The organism is Streptomyces sp. MNU76, from assembly GCF_020982545.1.
In the GTDB taxonomy this organism is placed as follows: domain Bacteria; phylum Actinomycetota; class Actinomycetes; order Streptomycetales; family Streptomycetaceae; genus Streptomyces.
Genome location: NZ_JAJKLK010000001.1, coordinates 524,001 through 541,430 on the forward strand (window position 1 = coordinate 524,001; position 17,430 = coordinate 541,430).

Here is a 17,430-nt window from a genome sequence, read left to right on the forward strand (position 1 = left end):
TCTGATTACCCGAATTTCGTAACCTTGAACCGGGCCCGGCGCCCATGAGCGCGGGGCGCGTGCACTCGGGCGGCCGCGGGGCCGCGGGGCCGCGGGGGCTGCTCGCGCAGTTCCCCGCGCCCCTCAAAGGGTCACGCCCTCGTGGCAGTTATCCCGCCGCCGCGTCACACTCCTGACCCCGCAGCGCTCGGGCCAGGTCGTCCCGGGCCTCGATCACCAGCCTCCGCAGCGCCGGCGGCGCCGACTCGTGCGAGGCGAGCCACGCGTCCGTCGCCTCCAGCGTCCCCGGCGAGTCCTGGAGCGAGGGGAACAGCCCTCGCACCACGTCCATCCCGATCTGGATGGACCGCTCGGCCCACACCCGCTCGATCACCTCGAAATACTTCACCGCGTACGGAGCCGTCAACTCCCGCTGCGACGGCCGCGCGAACCCCGCGATCGTCGCCTCGACCAACGCGTTGGACAACTTGTCCGACTGCACGACCGACGCCCACGCCTGCGCCTTGACCGCGGCGGACGGCCGCGCCGCCAGGCACCGCACCTGATGCCGCTTCCCGGAGGCCGTGTCGTCCCGCGCCAACTCGGCGGCCAGGGCGCCCTCGTCGGCGACCCCGTGCGTCGCCAGCGGCTCCAGGAAGGCCCACCGCAGCTCCTGGTCGACCTCCAGCCCGTCGACCTTCTCGCTGCCGTTCAACAGCCCCTGCAGCACCGTAAGTTCGGCTTCGTCCGACGCCACCGACGCGAAGAACCGGGTCCACGTCAGCTGGTGCTGGCTCCCCGCCTCGGCGGCCCGCAGCTCCCGCAGCGCACCCTCCGCGAGCAGCCGGCCCCCGGTCTCCCGCCACTGGGGCGCCGCGTAGTGCGTCAGCGCCGAGCCCGCCCACGCGTGCAGCATCTGCAGCACCCCGATGTCGGACTCCCGCCCGGCGAAACGCAGCACGAGGTCCACGAAGTCCCGCGCCGGCAGCAGCGCGTCCCGCGTCAGGTTCCACAGCGCCGACCAGCACAGCGCCCGCGCCAGCGGATCGGTGATGTCCCCGAGCCCGGCCCGCAGCGTGTCCAGCGACGCCGCGTCGAACCGGATCTTGCAGTACGTCAGGTCGTCGTCGTTGACCAGCACCAGCGCGGGCGCCTCGGCCCCCGCCAGCTCGGCCACGACCGTACGCGGCCCGTTGACATCCACCTCGGCGCGCGCGTACCGCTCCAGCGCGCCGGAGCCGCCCTCGCCGTTCGCGTCCGTACGCCGATACAGACCGATCGCCACCCGGTGCGGCCGCAGCTCCGGATGCGACTCCGCCGCCTCCTGCACCACCGCCAGCTCGTCGATCCGGCCCTCGGCGTCCAGGAGCACCTGCGGAGTGAGGGAGTTGACCCCCGCCGTCTGCAGCCAGGCCCGCGACCAGGACGCCATGTCCCGGCCGCTGGTCTCCTCCAGCACCGACAGCAGGTCGCCCAGCTTCGTGTTGCCGTACGCGTTCCGCTTGAAGTAGCGCCGGGCGCCCTCCAGGAACGCCTCGCGCCCCACGTACGCCACCAGCTGCTTCAGCACGGACGCGCCCTTGGCGTAGGTGATCCCGTCGAAGTTGAGCTTGGCGTCCTCCAGGTCACGGATGTCGGCCGTGATCGGGTGGGTGGAGGGCAGCTGGTCGGCTCGGTACGCCCAGGACTTGCGGTTGTTGGCGAACGTGACCCAGCCGTTGGTGAAACGGGTGGCCTCCACCATCGAGAAGGAGCCCATGAAGTCCGCGAAGGACTCCTTCAGCCACAGGTCGTCCCACCACACCATGGTCACCAGGTCGCCGAACCACATGTGCGCCATCTCGTGCAGGACGACGTTGGCCCGCCGCTCGTACGACGCCCGGGTGACCTTGCCGCGGAAGATGAACTCCTCCCGGAAGGTGACCAGTCCGGGATTCTCCATCGCGCCGAGGTTGTACTCGGGCACGAACGCCTGGTCGTACTTCCCGAACGGGTACGGGTAGTCGAAGTGGTCGTGGAAGAAGTCCAGCCCCTGCTTGGTGATCTCGAAGACGTCGTCGGAGTCGAAGTAGGGCGCGAGACCCTTGCGGCACATCGCGCCGAGAGGGATCTCCAGCCGCGTACCGTCCTCGAAGACCCGCTCGTAGGTGTCCGTCACATAGTGGTACGGGCCCGCGACGACCGCCGTGATGTACGTCGAGATCGGCTTGGTCTCCGCGAACCGCCACACCCCGTCCGTGCGTTCGCCGACCCCGTTGCTCCACACGACCCAGCCCTCGGGCGCGCGCACCTCGAAGCGGTACGGGGCCTTGAGGTCCGGCTGCTCGAAATTGGCGAAGACGCGGCGTGAGTCGGCCGGCTCGTACTGCGTGTAGAGGTAGACCTCGCCGTCCTCGGGGTCGACGAAGCGGTGCATGCCCTCGCCGGTGCGGGAGTAGGCGCACTGGGCGTCGACCACCAGCTCGTTCTCGGCGGCCAGGTCGTCGAGGGTGATCCGGGAGCCGTCGAAGACCTCGCTCGGGTCGAGGTCCTTGCCGTTGAGGGAGACGGCCGTCACACGCGGCGCGACCAGATCGGCGAAGCTCGTGGCGCCCGGGTCGGCGCACCGGAAGCGGATGGTCGTCACCGACCGGAACGTACGCGGTTCGCCGGCGAGGTCACCGGACTCCCCGATGGCGGACCGCAGGTCGAGGGAGACCTCGTAACCGTCGACGGACAACAGCGCGGCCCGCTCCTGGGCCTCGTCACGGGTCAGATTCTCACCGGGCACGGGCGGCACTCCCTCGGGGTGGTGTTCAGTATGCGGACAGCCTGATCCTGCCATGCACCGCGGGAATGGCCGGGGCGGTCCTCGGTGTTGCCGGGTTTGTTGCCCGGTGGACCGAGCCCGCACGACTCCGCCTTCGTAGCCCTTTCAAGCCCCTTCAAGCCCTTTCGAGGAGAACCATGTCCGAGCAGACCTCCGGCAAGACCCCTGTCGACTTCTGGTTCGACCCGCTGTGCCCCTGGGCCTGGATGACCTCGCGCTGGGTCCTGGAGGTGGAGAAGGTGCGGGACATCGAGGTCCGCTGGCATGTGATGAGCCTCGCGGTCCTCAACGAGCCCAAGATCGACGAGCTGCCCGAGGAGTACCGCGAGCTGCTGGCCACCAAGGCCTGGGGCCCGGTGCGGATCGTGATAGCCGCCCAGCAGGAGCACGGTCCCGAGGTGCTCGGCGACCTCTACACCGCGCTCGGCACCCGGATCCACAACCAGGGGGAGGGCCCCGAGAAGGAGACGGTCGCCGCCGCGCTGAAGGACGTCGGCCTGCCCGAGTCCCTCATGGACCACTGGGACGACACCCCGTACGAGGCCGAGTTGCGCGCCTCCCACAAGGAGGGCATCGACAAGGTCGGCCAGGACGTCGGCACCCCCGTCATCGCCGTCCCCGGCGCCGACGGCGAGCAGATCGCCTTCTTCGGGCCGGTCGTCACCCCCGCGCCGAAGGGGGAGGAGGCCGCCCGGCTCTGGGACGGCACCCTCCTCGTCGCGTCGGTCCCCGGCTTCTACGAGATCAAGCGCACCCGCACCAAGGGCCCGGACTTCAGCAACCTGCTTTCTTAGGGCTCGGTTCGCCTCCGGGGCGCTCGTGCCTGTGTCGAGACGACGATCGTGCTCGACCCCTCCTTCGTCGGGGCCTGCGCGCGTTCGCCGTCTCGACACAGGCGCGCCCCTTCGGCTCACTCGCCGTAGGTGGCCGTCGGCTCAGTCGCCCTTCGGTGACTGGTGGTGCCGTAGTACCGGGAGAAGCTCACCGGAAGGACTCGGGCAGGGTCAGGCCCTCGCTCTGGTTGCCGTACGGCTGGACGAAGAGGCAGCGGCCCTTCTCGCCGCGGTTGCCGCAGCGCCACCAGCCGGCCGGGTTCTTGCCCAGCGACTCCAGGTACTGCCGTACTTCCTTGTCCGCCTTGTAGAACGGCAGGGGCTTGCCGCCACCGCACGGCGGGCAGTGCTTGTAGCTCGTGTCCACGCGACCTCCCGGTCCGGTCCGCCGGATCGGTAATCCGGCCGGAAACGGGAGCATAGGGCGAAAGCCGAGGAAGCGGTCAGACCGGAATGCGTCCCGCCGTGGCGTGTTCCGGCGGCCCGGAGGGCGAGAACCCCCGCGAGTCACGTCCTCGCGGGGGTTCTCCCTTTTCCCGCCTGCCCGGTGAAGGTTGAGAAGACGATCACGAGCAGGGCGTCTCGGCCGCCGGCTCAGGGGGTCAGCAGCAGCACATCCGCGCGGGACCGGGCCGCCGTGTAACGGCGGGCCACGTCCTGCCAGTTCACGACGGCCCACATGGCGTCGATGAAGTCGACCTTCTGGTTCTTGTACTGAAGGTAGAAGGCGTGCTCCCAGGCGTCGAAGACCAGGATCGGGGTCGATCCCTGGCCGACGTTGCCCTGGTGGTCGTAGACCTGCTCGACGACCAGCCGCCCGCTCAGCGGCTCGTAGGCCAGCACGCCCCAGCCCGAGCCCTGGGTGGTCGCGGCGGCCTTGGTCAACTGGGCCTTGAAGCCCGCGAAGGAGCCGAAGGACTCGGCGATGGCGTCCGCCAGCTCGCCGACGCCGTCCTTCTCCAGGGGCTCCCCGCCGCCGTCGCCGGTCATGTTCTGCCAGTAGATCGAGTGCAGGATGTGGCCGGAGAGGTGGAAAGCCAGGTTCTTCTCCAGGCCGTTGATCGCCCCCCAGGTCTCCTTGTCCCGCGCCTCGGCCAGCTGCTCCAGGGTGTCGTTGGCTCCCTTGACGTAGGCCGCGTGGTGCTTGTCGTGGTGCAGCTCGATGATCTCGGGGCTGATCACGGGTGCCAGCGCCGCGTAGTCGTACGGCAGTTCGGGAAGCGTGTAGACGGGCATGGGGGTCCCCTCCGACCTCTTATTGCAAAGTACTTGCAAGTGCACGCTAGCAGCAAGAGACTGTAGGGGCCTGCCCGGGCGCGCCAAAGGGCCCTCGCGCGAACCGACCGTCCGTCCTCCGCGCGAGGGCCCTGAAGTGCGAGCCGGATCAGCGCGCGGCGCGCGCCCGCTGCCGGGCGTACCCGACCGCCGCCAGGATCAGCGTCATCCCGCCGGTCCAGTACAACTGCGTCCGCGTCCCCGGCTCCCGGGCCATGAGGACGAACACGGCGGCCATCCCCGCGAGCGCCACCCAGGTCAGCCACGGGAACGCCCACATCCGCACGACCAGCCGCTCCGGGGCCTCCCGCTCGATACGGCGGCGCAGGAGCAACTGGGAGACGGCGATGAGGATCCAGACGACGAGGACGACCGCCCCGATCATGTTCAGCAGCCAGGGGAATACGTCGTCGGGGCGCCAGTAGCTGAGCAGGACGCAGAGGAAGCCGAAGACGCTGGAGGCCAGGACCGCGATCCGCGGGACCCCGCCCGACACCCGGCCGATCGCCTGCGGGCCCTGCCCGCGCGCCACCAGGGAGTACGCGATCCGGGAGGAGCCGTAGATGTTGGCGTTCATCGCGCTCAGCAGGGCCACCAGTACGACCACGTTCATCACCTGACCGGCGCCGGGGATCCCCAGGTGGTCGAGGGCGGCGACGTACGGGCCCTTCTCCACGACCTCCTTGGAGTCCCACGGGACGAGGGTGACGATGACCGCCATGGAGCCGATGTAGAAGAGGGCGATGCGCCACATCGCCGTACGGACCGCCGTGGCCACGCCCTTCACCGGGTCCTCGGACTCGGCCGCCGCGATCGTCACGGTCTCCAGACCGCCGTACGCGAAGATCGACGCCAGCAGGCCGATGACCAGGCCGTCCGAGCCGCCCGGCAGCAGACCGTCCTCGCCGGTCAGGTTGGCGAGGCCGGGCGCTTCGGTGCCGGGCAGGACACCGGCGACGGCCAACACGCCCAGCACCAGGAACAGGGAGATCGCGCCGACCTTCAACGCGGCGAACCAGAACTCGAACTCGCCGAAGTTCTTCACGGCGGCCAGATTGGTGCCCAGGAACACCAGCATGAACAGCGCCACCCAGGCCCACTCGGGCGTCCCCGGCAGCCACCCCGTCACGATCTTCGCGGCGCCGATGCCCTCCAGGCCGACGGCCGTGCAGAGCAGCACCCAGAACGACCAGCCGGCCGTGAAGCCCGCCCACGGACCGATGGCGCGTTCGGCGTGCGCGGAGAAGGAACCCGAGGAGGGATACGCGGCGGACATCTCGCCGAGCATCCGCATCACCAGCATGACGAGGAGCCCGGAGAGCGCGTACGCGAGGACGATCGAGGGACCGGCGGCGGCGATGCCCGCCCCCGACCCGACGAAGAGGCCCGCGCCGATCACACCGCCGAGGGCGATCATCGACAGGTGACGCTGCTTGAGGCCGTGGGACAGGGACGCGTCGGACTCTTGTGGAGCCTTGACGGAGGTGCTGGGCATGGGCGGGGTTCGTCCAATGCGTGAGACGGCAAAAACGCCGACAGTCTGAACAGCCCCTCCACGCGCACGGAGGGACTGTCCGCTATCCGGACGCGACCGATACGGCAGGTGGCTGCGCGGCTACGTACCGGGCCTGGGCAACCATGCGTCCGAAGTCGGCAAGACGGAGCCCACCGCTGCCCGGACGGCGAACGACGGGCGAGGCGGCACCTGTGCACCCCGTCGACCCGATTGGTGAAACCCTACAGATTCGAGTCGACGCCCCGTCAGGCACCAAGCGGCTTCACCTCAGTGACCGGTGTCACGCCGTACCGGGTGTAACCAGCACCCTTTGTTCGAAGTCAACCAAGCCGTCGTTCATGCCTTTGTCGAGCGCTGATGATGTCCGGCCCGAGTCGGCTGGGATAGCGTCACCGTGTCCCCGCCCCCGTCACCCGCCGGAGTGAGCCCCAACATGAGCACCGCCGTCGCCACGTCAGCCCGCCCCGGCGAGGTCCTCGCCGACCGTCTGCCCTTCACCGGCGCCCGCGCCCGCGACATCGCGCTCGTGGTGGGCGGTGCCGCGCTCACCGGGCTCGCCGCCCAGATCGCGGTGCCCGTGCCGGGTTCGCCGGTCCCGGTCACCGGCCAGACCTTCGCGGCCCTGCTCGTCGGCACCACCCTCGGCGCGGGCCGCGGTGTCGCCGCCCTCGCCCTGTACGCGCTGGCCGGCCTCGCCGGTGTGCCGTGGTTCGCCAACGGCACGTCCGGCGTCGGCGTCTCCTTCGGCTACATCCTCGGGATGGTCCTGGCGGTCGCCGCCGTGGGCGCCCTGGCCCGTCGCGGCGGCGACCGCTCCACGCTGCGGACGGCCGGCACGATGCTCGTCGGCGAGGCGATCATCTACGCCGTCGGCGTCCCGTACCTCGCGGCCACCGCCGACATCAGCCTCTCCTCCGCCGTCGCGCTCGGCCTCACCCCCTTCCTGATCGGCGACGCCCTCAAGGTCGTACTGGCCATGGGGCTGCTGCCGACGGCGTGGAAACTGCTGAAGAGCTGAAGAAGTGACACAGGTGACGCCCCGCCACTGAGCGGGCGCCGCCCCCGAAGAGGCTCGCCGGGTCGCCGTCCACCGACCGCACCACGGCGAGCCTCTTCGGCATTCATGCGTGCGCGCCAACTGTGTTCTTGCGTGCGCGGCACCTGTGTTCGGACGTACGCGCTTCCCGTGTTCGGGCCTCCCGGGTCAGGACTCCTGCCGGGCCCGCCGCTGGTTCCACCGCAGGCCCGCCGCACCGGCGGAGACGAGCGCGGCGCCCGCCAGGCCCAGCGGCAGCACCCGGTCGGCCGGACCGGTCTGCGGCAGCTCGTCCGGCATGTCGTCCTTCCCGCCGCCACCGCCGCTGCCCCCGTCATCGTCTCCGCCGCCGGGGGTGACCGGACCGTTGTCGGTGCCGAGGAGCAGCGGGGTCGCGGGCTCGTTCGGTGCCTGGTTGGTCGTACCGAACGGGACCGGCCCCTGCTGCCAGTACGTCTTCGACCCGTCGGCGTTCTGCACCGGCAGACAGATCTTGCCCTGCTTGCTCAGGTCGTACGTGGCGTCGATCGCATAGGTCTTCGACTTTCCGGCCGCCAGATCGTCGATCGCGCACGCGAAACCGCTGTTCGAGCCGTCGGGAAGATCCCCCTCCGGAATTGCCGAACAACCCTTGACATTCTTGACCGTCATGCCGTCGAAACCGACCACGAGCAATCGGATTTCGCCACTCGCCTTGCTTCCCTCGTTCTTCACGACGCCGGTGATATCGGTTTCCCCGGACTTGTTGTCGACTTTGATCTCCTTGGACAGCAGCGTCGAGAGCTTCACGTCCGCCGGTGCCGCGTCCACGGTCTTTCCGCCATGACTGCTCAATCCCCCCTCGTCGTCCGCCGAGGCCGTGAAGCCGAGGATCATCACCGACGTGAACAACGCGGTGAGCAGCGATCCGGCGATGGCGGTCTTACGATGAGAACTCATGTTCCATCCCCCTTGCGTCCCCCTGGCCGTGCCTGAATTCACGGCCTATGAAGAGGTACCACAAGATTTCCCAGCACTATGCTGGTGCGGCACGAAGTGTGACCAATACGCGACGATGTGGTTCTTCTGAGGCGCGTGCGGTCATTTGTGAAAGGGTTGTCGAAGGGGGGCATGGGGGTGCCGGAAATGACGCGGGGCGGTGTTCCTGGTCTTGTCGTGGCCGACCGTTATCGGCTGGTCGAATGCATCGGTCAAGGCGGAATGGGGCGGGTCTGGCGGGCCACCGACGAAATACTCGACCGGCAGGTCGCCGTCAAGGAAATGCGTATCGACGGTCAGGACCCGGAGGACAGCCGCACCCGGCGCGAGCGGACCCTGCGCGAGGCCAGGGCCACGGCCCGGATCGACCATCCCAACGTCGTACGCGTCTACGACGTCGTCGACGCGGGTGAGCGGCTCTGGATCGTCATGGAACTGGTCGACGGCCGCTCCCTGGAACGGCTGGTGGCGGAGGACGGTCCCCTGGACGCGCACGACACGGCCCGGATCGGCCTCGAACTGGTCGACGCGCTGGGCCAGGTGCACGCCCAGGGCGTCCTGCACCGCGACATCAAACCGGCCAACGTCCTGATCAGGCGTACGGGCATCCACCGGGCCGTCCTCACCGACTTCGGTATCGCCGCCATCCAGAACGCCGAGGCCCTCACCATGGCCGGCATGCTCGTCGGCTCCCCCGACTACATGGCCCCCGAGCGGGTCTCCGGCCGCCCCCAGGGCCCGCCCTCCGACCTCTGGTCCTCGGCGCCACGCTCTGCGCGGCCCTCGGCGGACGTTCCCCTTCTCGCGCTCCACCACTCTCGCCACCCTCCACGCCGTCCTCTACGAGGAGCCCGAACTCCCCGCCGCCGCGGGCCCCCTCCAGCACCTCCTGGCCGCCCTCCTCGACAAGGACCCCGAGGCCCGACCGGGCCTGCCCCGTCTCATCGAGGCGCTGCGTGCCGTCACCACACCCCCGGCGGCCTCCCCACAGGCGGCCAGGGGGCCGACGGAACCGGCACCGCCGGAGTCGGAGGAACCCCGGCCCACCGGCGAGCCGAGGGAACCGGCCCAGGGGGACCCTGGAGCCGACCACGCCCAAGCGGGCCGCGATGACGCGGAGTCGGGCATCGCAGCACCAGGCACCACCACACCGGACGCCCCCGCACCAGGCATCGCGGCGTCGGCCGACGCCGTGTCCGGCAGCGCGGCATCCGTCGCCGCCGGCCCCGACCAGCCGACGGCGAGCCCTCTGATGCCGATGCCGATGCCGACGCCCGAGGAGAGGCCGGGGCCGCCGGACGGAAACGGGCGACCGCCGACCGGCCCCGCCCCGAAGCGGGAGGCGGAAGCGACGCCCCCTTCCCCGCACGACACCCCCGCCCGCACCCCACCCGACTCCACCAGCACACCGCACCCCCACAGCCCGTTCCACCCCGGAACCCGACCGAGCCACCACGCCCGTCCTCCGCCGCACCCCTCCCTCCACCCCTCCCTCCCTCCCGTATCTCAGCCCCCGGCAGACCCCCGTCTCCCCGTGCCCGACCCCGATCCGGCGCCCGAGCACTCCACCCACAGCGACCTACCGACCAGGCCCCGGCGCACCTCGACTCCCACCCCACACGACACCCCCGCCCACTCCCACCCCCATGCCGCCCGGCGAACTGCCCGGCCCGCCCGTGCCGTCCCGGCATACGGAGCCGGACGGTCCCACGAGCCCCGAGGCCGCCGCCGGCGCAACCGCCGTATCGGCCTCGTCGCTGCCGCCGCCGTGGCCGTGACCGCCGCCGTGGCCGCGGTCGTCGTACCGGCGGTGAACGGCTCGCCCGACGACAAGGGAGGCAAAGACGACAAGGCGTCGTCGTCGACGACGGCCTCGCCCTCCGCCTCCTCCCCGTCCCCCACCGTCGCCGGCACGTCCCGGCCACCGAAGCTGCCGCCGGGCGCCCGCACGGAGGCCGGTGTGTTCGCCTGGGTCCCGCCCGACGGCTTCTCCCGGGAGGTGCACGCCGGCGCGGAGGTGCACTACACCGCGCCGGACGCCCGGCAGGAGATCGTCGGCAAGGCCTCGCTCGCGCGCGGTGACCTGCTGGAGCAGTGGCGGAAGAAGGAGAAGAGCACCAGCGAGGGGCCGGGATACCAGCGGATCCGCCTGGAGGAGACGGAGTTCCGTGGCAGGCCCGCCGTCGTGTGGGAGTACACCGTCACCGCCCAGGAACTGCCCTGGCACGTCCGCTCCCTGGGCTTCAACACCGGCGGCAAGTCGTACCAGCTGACCACCTGGTACCACCCCGACATCGAGGACCGCGCCCTCCCGATCTACGAGAAGGTCGAGGAGAGCTTCACTCCGCTGTAGATCCCACCGTGGGCACGAAAAAGAGGGCCCGGCGGCGGAAGAACCACCACCGGACCCTTGTCCGGACCTACGAGCCGGTCACTGTCAACTCACCGTGTCGGACACCTTCTCGGCGGACCCGGCGGCGGACTTCCCGCCACCGACCTTCTCCTTCACGAGCGCGATGCCGACCACGACCGCCGCGACCAGCAGCGACAGCAACAGGATCTCGCGGTTGCCGTGTTCGGTGTCGGTGAGCATGTAGCCGAGGACGAAGAGGATCAGCCCGATGGTGGCCCACGTCAGATGCGGGTACAGCCACATCTTCACGACGAGCTTCTCCGGCGTCTCCCGCTCGATGATCCGCCGCATCCGCAGCTGGGAGAAGCAGATGACGAGCCACACGAACAGGGAGACCGCACCGGAGGAGTTGACCAGGAAGAGGAAGACACCCTCGGGGAAGAGGTAGTTGAAGATGACCGCGACGAACCCGAACACCACCGAGGACAGGATGGCCGCCATCGGCACACCCCGCGCGTTCGTACGGCCGAACGAGCGCGGCGCGTCCCCGCGCGTCCCGAGCGAGAACGCCATCCGCGACGCGGTGTAGAGACCGGAGTTGAGACAGGACAGCACCGAGGTCAGCACGATGAAGTTCATGATCTGCCCGGCGTGCGCGATGCCGAGGGAGTCCAGGGCGGCCACGTAGGAGCCCTTCTCCTTGATCGACGGGTCGTTCCACGGGAGCAGGGTCACCACGACGAAGATCGAGCCGAGGTAGAAGACGCCGATCCGCCAGATGATGCTGTTGGTGGACTTTGTCACCGCCTTCTGCGGGTGGGCGGAGAACGAACCCGAGGTCGGGTTGGCGGCGGACATCTCACCGAGCATCCGCATCACCAGCACCACCATCGTGCCCACGAGCGCGTACGACAGCAGGATGCCGGGGTCGGCCGTGGCGATGCCGGAACTGGACCCGACGAAGAGACCGGCGCCGATGACACCACCGATGGCGATCATCCACAGATGACGGCTCTTGAGGCCGGCGTGCAGACCGGGGGAGGGGGAGAGGCCGAGCCTGGGGTGTCTGCCTGGTCCGACAGAGTCGGCTGGGAGGGCATGGGGGGAGGTTTCCTTTGCGCCGTTGTGGGGGCTTCCGTGCGTCTGCCCGAGGTCCACCCGATCGACTCCCGTCAGAGCGGGAGACGGGAGTGCACAGCTGGGGCCGGATGGACCGCTGTAAAGATCGATCCGGCGAATCGAAGGTGAAAGGAATCCTGAACCTTTGAATTCAGAACTTTACTTGAGATTTACTTAAGGTTCCGTGGTTCAGCTCACGTTTCCTGGTCCTGCACCCCGTCGTGCCGCGCCGAAACACGCGTGTCACACTCGGACCATGCGCGTCTACCTCGGCTCGGATCACGCCGGATACGAACTCAAGAACCACCTCGTCGAGTGGCTGAAGGCCGCCGGCCACGAGCCCGTCGACTGCGGGCCCCACATCTACGACGCCCAGGACGACTACCCGCCGTTCTGCCTCCGCGCGGCGGAGCGTACGGCCGCGGACCCCGGGTCCCTCGGCGTCGTCATCGGCGGCTCGGGCAACGGCGAGCAGATCGCCGCGAACAAGGTGGCCGGCGTCCGCGCGGCCCTCGCGTGGAGCGCCGAGACGGCCGCGCTGGGCCGTGAGCACAACAACGCGAACGTCGTCGCTGTCGGCGCCCGGATGCACTCCGAGGAGGACGCGACCAAGTTCGTCGAGACCTTCCTCGACACGCCGTTCTCCGGTGACGAGCGTCACATCCGCCGCATCGACATGCTGGCGTCCTACGAGACGACGGGCGACCTGCCGCCGATCCCGCCGCACCACCCGCAGCCGTAGTCACCGGGCAAGCAGACCCCGTCGGCTGCGCAGCCGACGGGGCTGTGGGCTGAAAAGCAGGGGGCGCAGCCCCTGCTTTTCAGGGGCGCGGGGAACTGCGCGAGCAACCCCCACGCACCCGCACCCGACGACGCACCCCCAACCACCCCCACCCCTGCCGAACCCCCGGAGGACCCCGTGCCGGAGGGGCACACCATCCACCGCCTCGCCGAAGACTGCCGCACCCACTTCGGCCCGGAGGGCGACGGCCCCGAAGGCCACGGCGTCGGCCGGAACGTCCACGTCACCAGCCCCCAGGGCAAGTTCGCCGACGCCGCCGCCCTCCTCACCGGCACCCCCCTCCACGCGGCCGAGGCCCACGGCAAGCACCTCTTCCTGCACTTCGGCGACGCGGCCGCCGAGGAACGCGTCCACATCCACCTCGGCCTCTTCGGCAAGGTCACCTTCGGTCCGGCCCCCGCGCCCCCGCCCACGGACACCGTCCGCCTCCGGCTGCGCAACGACACGTCGTACATGGACCTACGGGGCCCCACGACCTGCGCCCTCATCACGGACGCCGAGAAACAGGCCGTACACGCCCGCCTCGGCCCGGACCCGCTCCGCCCCGACGCCGACCCGGCCCGCGCGTACGCCCGGATCTCCCGCAGCCGTACGACCATCGCCGCGCTCCTCCTGGACCAGAAGGCCATCGCGGGCGTCGGCAACGTCTACCGCGCGGAGGTCCTCTTCCGGCACGGCATCGACCCCTACCGCGCGGGCAGGGACATCACCCCGGCGGAGTGGGACGCGATCTGGGCCGACCTCGTCGCCCTGATGCGCGAGGGCGTACGCCACAACCGCATCGACACGGTCCGCCCCGACCACCTCCCGGAGGCGATGGGCCGTCCGCCGCGCGTCGACGACCACGGGGGTGAGGTGTACGTGTACCGCAGGGCGAGCCTGCCCTGTCACATCTGTGGCGGCGAGATCCGCACCGCCGATCTCGCCGCCCGCAACCTCTTCTGGTGCCCGTCCTGCCAACACCGCTGATACCGCGCGCTGTTGCCCTGGCGCCCTAGAACCCGTGCGGCAGCCAGGGCGCGAGCCCCGAGGACAGCAAGCCGGTGGACGCCTCCGCCAGCGACCCCTCCCGCAGTTCCCGCACCAGCCCGGCCGCGCCCAGCGAGGCCAGGCTCACCCCGCCCAGATAGGCCGCCCCCAACTCCCTTACGGAGAGGGAGAGATCGGCGGCGTCGGCGGTCCGCTCGCAGGTCGCGCCCTTGACGTCGCCGGTGAGCCGCCAACGTCCCTCGTTCCAGGGGCAGAAGGCGTCCTCGACCTCGAACACGACGTCCAGCGGCGCCTGATAGGTCCGCGCCCGCAGCGCGGCACCGACGTCCACGAGCCGCACGTACAGATCGTCCTTGACCCGCAGTCCGCACCGGCGGACGTCCGACACCAGGTGCAGCACCGGCTCGTCCACCGGCAGCCGGTGGGCCACCACGCACCGCGTCAGGTCGATGTCGAAGAGGAACCGCCACAACGCGGCCCGCGCGGCGGGGTCCACGGCCTCCAGCGAACTCACCTGGACGACCCCCTCCGGCCCGGCGTGCCCCCAGTCGGACTTGATCCGGAAACGGGCGTACCCCACGACCCCGGAACCGTCCCCTCACCCGCCCGCTCGGCCACCACGCACTGCAACGGCGAGGCCCCCTCCCGGTGGCGCTCCGTGTCGAGCAGGTCCACCCGCTCCCAGCCGGGCCGCCGCTCCATCATCCCCGGCCGCTCCGGCACCAGACGGGCGTACACCTCCTCGCACACGTCGAGCACCTCGACCGGATCCGCGTACCGCAGCCGTACGTCATCGGTGCCGGGCGGCACGGACAGCCGTACCCGGGTGGTGTCGATGTCGGCGGTGAGCCGATGCGTGGCCTGGCCGTACCCGAAGCGGCCGTAGATCACCGGCTCGGACGCCGTCAGCACGGCCAGCGGCTCGCCCCAGGAGCGGATGTCGTCCAACTGCCGCCGCATCATGGCCGTCAGCACCCCGCGCCGCCGGTGCGTGGCCGCGACGCCGACCATCGTGACGCCCGCCGTCGGGACGACCGCGCCCCCGGGCATCGTCATCCGGAAGTCGAACGCCCCGGCCGTGCCGACGCATTGATCGCCGTCCCACACACCGATCGAGCGGTCGTACGGGGTGAGCGCCTTCCACAACTCCCGTTCCTCGGGGGGTTCGGGGGTGCCGCCGAAGGCGCGGACGAGGTTGTCGTACCAGACGTTCCAGTCTTCTTTGCGCAGCGCCCGCAGCTCAGTCGTCATACGCCATGCCTAGCAGGGCAATCCCGTACGAGCGAACGAATTTGCCCCGCGCGTCGCCGTTCGACGTGGGATCCTTCCCAGGTGCCGCACGGAGGGCGCACGGGGGCCGAAGTACGCGTTCCGGTGTGAGATCTGTGTGAGATTCGTCGTGAACCGGCCCTCGGAAGGGGGACAAGTAGGACCTCCTGTGCACAGGGGCTGGTCCGATGGATAAGGTCCCGAACAATGGCAGCAGGACGAGAGCGGCGCGCGGCGGCCGATACGCTCACGGCCCGGATGAAGAAGTTGGTTCACCGGGCCCGCACCGGCCTGCGCAAATCCGCCGTCGACTACTTCCGCGGGGACGGCTCCGACTGGATCGCCCTGGCCGGTCTGCTGCTGACGATCCCGCTGATCGCCTGTCTCACGATGATCAACGAGGTGTGGTTCTCACCCGCCGTCCTCGTCCTCCCCATCGTCGCCGGCGGTCTGCTGCTCCGGCCCGCCAGCCTCCTCGGCCTCTACGCCGCCGCCGCGACGGCCCTCATCGTGGAGTCCGTCAAGCTCGGCCCGTACACCGACGGTCCGGCCCGCGTGACGCCCGGCACCGTGCTCGTGGTCGCCGCCTGCGGTTTCTTCGGTCTGCTCATCGCCCAGTTCCGCAGCCGCGTCGGCGTCCCCTGGCGGCGCGGCGGCACCATGCTCTTCGACCTGCGCGAACGCATCCGGGTGCAGAGCAAGCTGCCGCAGCTGCCGACCGGTTGGCACCGGGAGATGGCGCTGCGCCCGGCGGGCGGCCAGTCGTTCTCGGGCGACTTCGTCGTGGCCGCCCGGACGAACGGCGGCCGCACCCTGGAAGTCGTGCTCACCGACGTCTCCGGCAAGGGCATGGACGCGGGCTCCCGAGCCCTGCTGCTCTCCGGCGCCTTCGGCGGCCTGCTGGGTTCGCTCCCCCCGCACGCGTTCCTCCCGGCGGCCAACGGCTACCTCCTGCGCCAGGACTGGGACGAGGGCTTCGCGACATCCATCCACCTCGTCCTCGACCTCGACTCCGGCGACTACGAACTCTTCTCCGCCGGCCACCCGCCGGGCCTCCAACTCAGTGCCGGCACCGGCCGCTGGGAGGAGAAGGCCGCCGAGGGCCCCCTCCTCGGCGTCTACGACGGCGCCCAGTTCGACCCGGTCAAGGGCTCCCTGCGCCCCGGCGACGTCCTGATGCTCTTCACCGACGGCCTCGTCGAGACGTCCGACCGTGACATCGTCGAAGGCATCGACCGCCTCACGGGCGAGGCCGACCGCTACGTCGCCGGTGGCTTCCACGGCGCGGCCTGGCACCTGATCGAAGCGGTGGCCAAGGACGTCAACGACGACCGAGCCCTCCTGCTGATCTGCCGAGAAGGCCCCACCCCGACGAGGTAGAGAGCCCCACCGCCCCACCCCGACCCGCAAACCACGCCGCCACACGAAAGCCGCAGCCCGCCGAGCAGCGCGAGGACTCGACCGAAGCAGATCGACCCGCAGGGGTGCGGCCGTCGCCGATCGACCCGCAGGGTGCGACCGTCGCCGATCGGCCCGGGGGCGGGGTTTGAGCGTCGTCGATCGGCCGGAGGCGGGGACGGGGGTTTGAGCGTCGTCGATCGGCTCGGGAGCGGGGCTTGACCCATCGCAGATCGGCCCGTGGAGTTCGAGCGTCGTGTATCGGCCCGCAGGGGACCTGCGCGCGCCCTTCCGGGCGCGGGGAACTGCGCGAGCAACCACGACGAACCCGCACCCAACACCCCACCCATACCCACCCCAATCTCACCCACCCGCCCCACCCCGTCCCCGAACCCCAAACCCTCACACACACCCAGGGGTCGAAGGGGCACAGCCCCTGGAGGACGGGACGGGCAGGGGCGGCGGGGCGACCCCAAGCCCGCAACCAACGAACTCGCGAGCCGACAAACCATCACAAACCCAACGGACCCACGGACCCACGAACCCGCAAACCCACAAAGGAGCCCCACGATGCCCCGACCCACCTCACCCTCCCCGAAGTGGAGACCCTTGCCCGCACCGCCCACGCCACCCAGACAGACAAGGCCGGCCACCCCTACACCGACCACCTCCAGGCGGTCGCCCACGGCGTAGCCACCCGCGGCGGCGACCCCGACCAGATCGCCGCAGCCTGGCTGCACGACGCCATCGAGGACCACGCCCTCACCGAGGAATGGCTGACCACCGCCCCTGGCCCCGCACGAAGGCCATCGTCCGGGCCCTCACCAAACACCCCGGCGAACCCCCGGAGGCCTACGCCGCCCGCATCCTCACCACCCCCGGCGCCCTCCTGGTCAAACAGTCCGACCTGGCCCACAACGCGAACCCCGCCCGCCTGGCCGTCCTGGACGCTCCCACCCGCACCCGCCTCACCGCCAAGTACGCCCACATGCGAAACCTCCTCGGCCTGCCGGACGAACCGACGGCCGAGGAGGCGACGTGACGCACCCGCCGAGAGCGGGGATGAAGGGGAA

At 70.4% G+C, this 17,430-nt stretch carries 13 protein-coding genes and 2 pseudogenes; 8 read left to right on the forward strand and 7 right to left on the reverse strand.

What is annotated here, in order from left to right; all coding sequences use genetic code 11:
- Window positions 1-148 precede the first annotated feature (148 nt).
- Complete coding sequence (gene pepN, locus E4N62_RS02300) at window positions 149-2,749, reverse strand: aminopeptidase N (RefSeq protein ID WP_230211697.1); 2,601 nt, start codon at window positions 2,747-2,749, stop codon at window positions 149-151.
- A gap of 176 nt (window positions 2,750-2,925) precedes the next feature.
- Here pepN and E4N62_RS02305 point away from each other — a divergent pair, with 176 nt between their 5' ends.
- Window positions 2,926-3,582, forward strand: coding sequence for a DsbA family protein (locus E4N62_RS02305; RefSeq protein WP_230211698.1), 657 nt, complete (start codon window positions 2,926-2,928; stop codon window positions 3,580-3,582).
- A 187-nt stretch (window positions 3,583-3,769) separates the two neighbouring features.
- Here E4N62_RS02305 and E4N62_RS02310 read toward each other — a convergent pair whose 3' ends face one another.
- From E4N62_RS02310 to E4N62_RS02320, 3 genes are all read right to left on the reverse strand, one after another.
- The gene (locus E4N62_RS02310; protein WP_230211699.1) at window positions 3,770-3,988 is read right to left on the reverse strand and encodes a hypothetical protein; all 219 of its coding nucleotides are present in this window, start codon (window positions 3,986-3,988) and stop codon (window positions 3,770-3,772) included.
- Window positions 3,989-4,215: 227 nt separating this feature from the next.
- Complete coding sequence (locus E4N62_RS02315; RefSeq protein ID WP_230211700.1) at window positions 4,216-4,857, reverse strand: superoxide dismutase; 642 nt, start codon at window positions 4,855-4,857, stop codon at window positions 4,216-4,218.
- A 148-nt stretch (window positions 4,858-5,005) separates the two neighbouring features.
- Window positions 5,006-6,391 carry an amino acid permease gene (locus E4N62_RS02320; RefSeq protein ID WP_230211701.1) on the reverse strand — a complete coding sequence of 462 codons (1,386 nt, stop codon included), beginning with the start codon at window positions 6,389-6,391 and terminating at the stop codon, window positions 5,006-5,008.
- Between the two features lie 454 nt (window positions 6,392-6,845).
- Between E4N62_RS02320 and E4N62_RS02325 the strand changes: the two genes are divergently transcribed.
- Window positions 6,846-7,430, forward strand: coding sequence for a biotin transporter BioY (locus E4N62_RS02325; protein WP_230211702.1), 585 nt, complete (start codon window positions 6,846-6,848; stop codon window positions 7,428-7,430).
- Window positions 7,431-7,616: 186 nt separating this feature from the next.
- Here the strand turns inward: E4N62_RS02325 and E4N62_RS02330 are convergent, their stop codons facing one another.
- The gene (locus tag E4N62_RS02330) at window positions 7,617-8,387 is read right to left on the reverse strand and encodes a cell wall protein (protein ID WP_230211703.1); all 771 of its coding nucleotides are present in this window, start codon (window positions 8,385-8,387) and stop codon (window positions 7,617-7,619) included.
- A gap of 216 nt (window positions 8,388-8,603) precedes the next feature.
- Here E4N62_RS02330 and E4N62_RS02335 point away from each other — a divergent pair, with 216 nt between their 5' ends.
- Entirely contained in the window at window positions 8,604-9,539 is a 936-nt protein-coding gene (locus E4N62_RS02335) for a serine/threonine-protein kinase (RefSeq protein WP_230211704.1), read from the forward strand.
- Window positions 9,540-9,960: 421 nt separating this feature from the next.
- Window positions 9,961-10,779 (forward strand): hypothetical protein, encoded by an 819-nt coding sequence (locus E4N62_RS02340; protein WP_230211705.1) that lies wholly within the window; start codon window positions 9,961-9,963, stop codon window positions 10,777-10,779.
- A gap of 84 nt (window positions 10,780-10,863) precedes the next feature.
- Here E4N62_RS02340 and E4N62_RS02345 read toward each other — a convergent pair whose 3' ends face one another.
- Window positions 10,864-11,778, reverse strand: coding sequence for an amino acid permease (locus tag E4N62_RS02345; RefSeq protein ID WP_230211706.1), 915 nt, complete (start codon window positions 11,776-11,778; stop codon window positions 10,864-10,866).
- A gap of 376 nt (window positions 11,779-12,154) precedes the next feature.
- Between E4N62_RS02345 and E4N62_RS02350 the strand changes: the two genes are divergently transcribed.
- Both E4N62_RS02350 and E4N62_RS02355 read left to right on the forward strand, forming a co-directional pair.
- The gene (locus E4N62_RS02350; RefSeq protein ID WP_230211707.1) at window positions 12,155-12,640 is read left to right on the forward strand and encodes a ribose-5-phosphate isomerase; all 486 of its coding nucleotides are present in this window, start codon (window positions 12,155-12,157) and stop codon (window positions 12,638-12,640) included.
- A gap of 177 nt (window positions 12,641-12,817) precedes the next feature.
- On the forward strand, window positions 12,818-13,669 hold the full coding sequence (locus E4N62_RS02355; protein ID WP_230211708.1) for an Fpg/Nei family DNA glycosylase: 852 nt from the start codon (window positions 12,818-12,820) through the stop codon (window positions 13,667-13,669).
- A gap of 25 nt (window positions 13,670-13,694) precedes the next feature.
- On the opposite strand, the pseudogene E4N62_RS02360 reads toward E4N62_RS02355, so the two are convergent.
- Window positions 13,695-14,941 (reverse strand): annotated as a pseudogene (locus E4N62_RS02360) (GNAT family N-acetyltransferase).
- Window positions 14,942-15,166: 225 nt separating this feature from the next.
- On the opposite strand from E4N62_RS02360, the gene E4N62_RS02365 reads away from it, so the two are divergent.
- Both E4N62_RS02365 and E4N62_RS02370 read left to right on the forward strand, forming a co-directional pair.
- Window positions 15,167-16,339 (forward strand): PP2C family protein-serine/threonine phosphatase, encoded by a 1,173-nt coding sequence (locus tag E4N62_RS02365; RefSeq protein ID WP_230211709.1) that lies wholly within the window; start codon window positions 15,167-15,169, stop codon window positions 16,337-16,339.
- 617 nt (window positions 16,340-16,956) lie between these two features.
- Window positions 16,957-17,399: pseudogene (locus E4N62_RS02370) on the forward strand (HD domain-containing protein).
- The last annotated feature ends 31 nt before the right edge of the window (window positions 17,400-17,430 follow it).

Coding starts and splice junctions, on each gene's coding strand:
- E4N62_RS02305 (WP_230211698.1), top strand. CDS start 2,926: ATGTCCGAGCAGACCTCCGGCAAGACCCCTGTCGACTTCTGGTTCGAC.
- E4N62_RS02315 (WP_230211700.1), bottom strand. CDS start 4,857: ATGCCCGTCTACACGCTTCCCGAACTGCCGTACGACTACGCGGCGCTG.
- E4N62_RS02320 (WP_230211701.1), bottom strand. CDS start 6,391: ATGCCCAGCACCTCCGTCAAGGCTCCACAAGAGTCCGACGCGTCCCTG.
- E4N62_RS02325 (WP_230211702.1), top strand. CDS start 6,846: ATGAGCACCGCCGTCGCCACGTCAGCCCGCCCCGGCGAGGTCCTCGCC.
- E4N62_RS02330 (WP_230211703.1), bottom strand. CDS start 8,387: ATGAGTTCTCATCGTAAGACCGCCATCGCCGGATCGCTGCTCACCGCG.
- E4N62_RS02345 (WP_230211706.1), bottom strand. CDS start 11,778: ATGATCGCCATCGGTGGTGTCATCGGCGCCGGTCTCTTCGTCGGGTCC.
- E4N62_RS02350 (WP_230211707.1), top strand. CDS start 12,155: ATGCGCGTCTACCTCGGCTCGGATCACGCCGGATACGAACTCAAGAAC.
- E4N62_RS02365 (WP_230211709.1), top strand. CDS start 15,167: ATGGCAGCAGGACGAGAGCGGCGCGCGGCGGCCGATACGCTCACGGCC.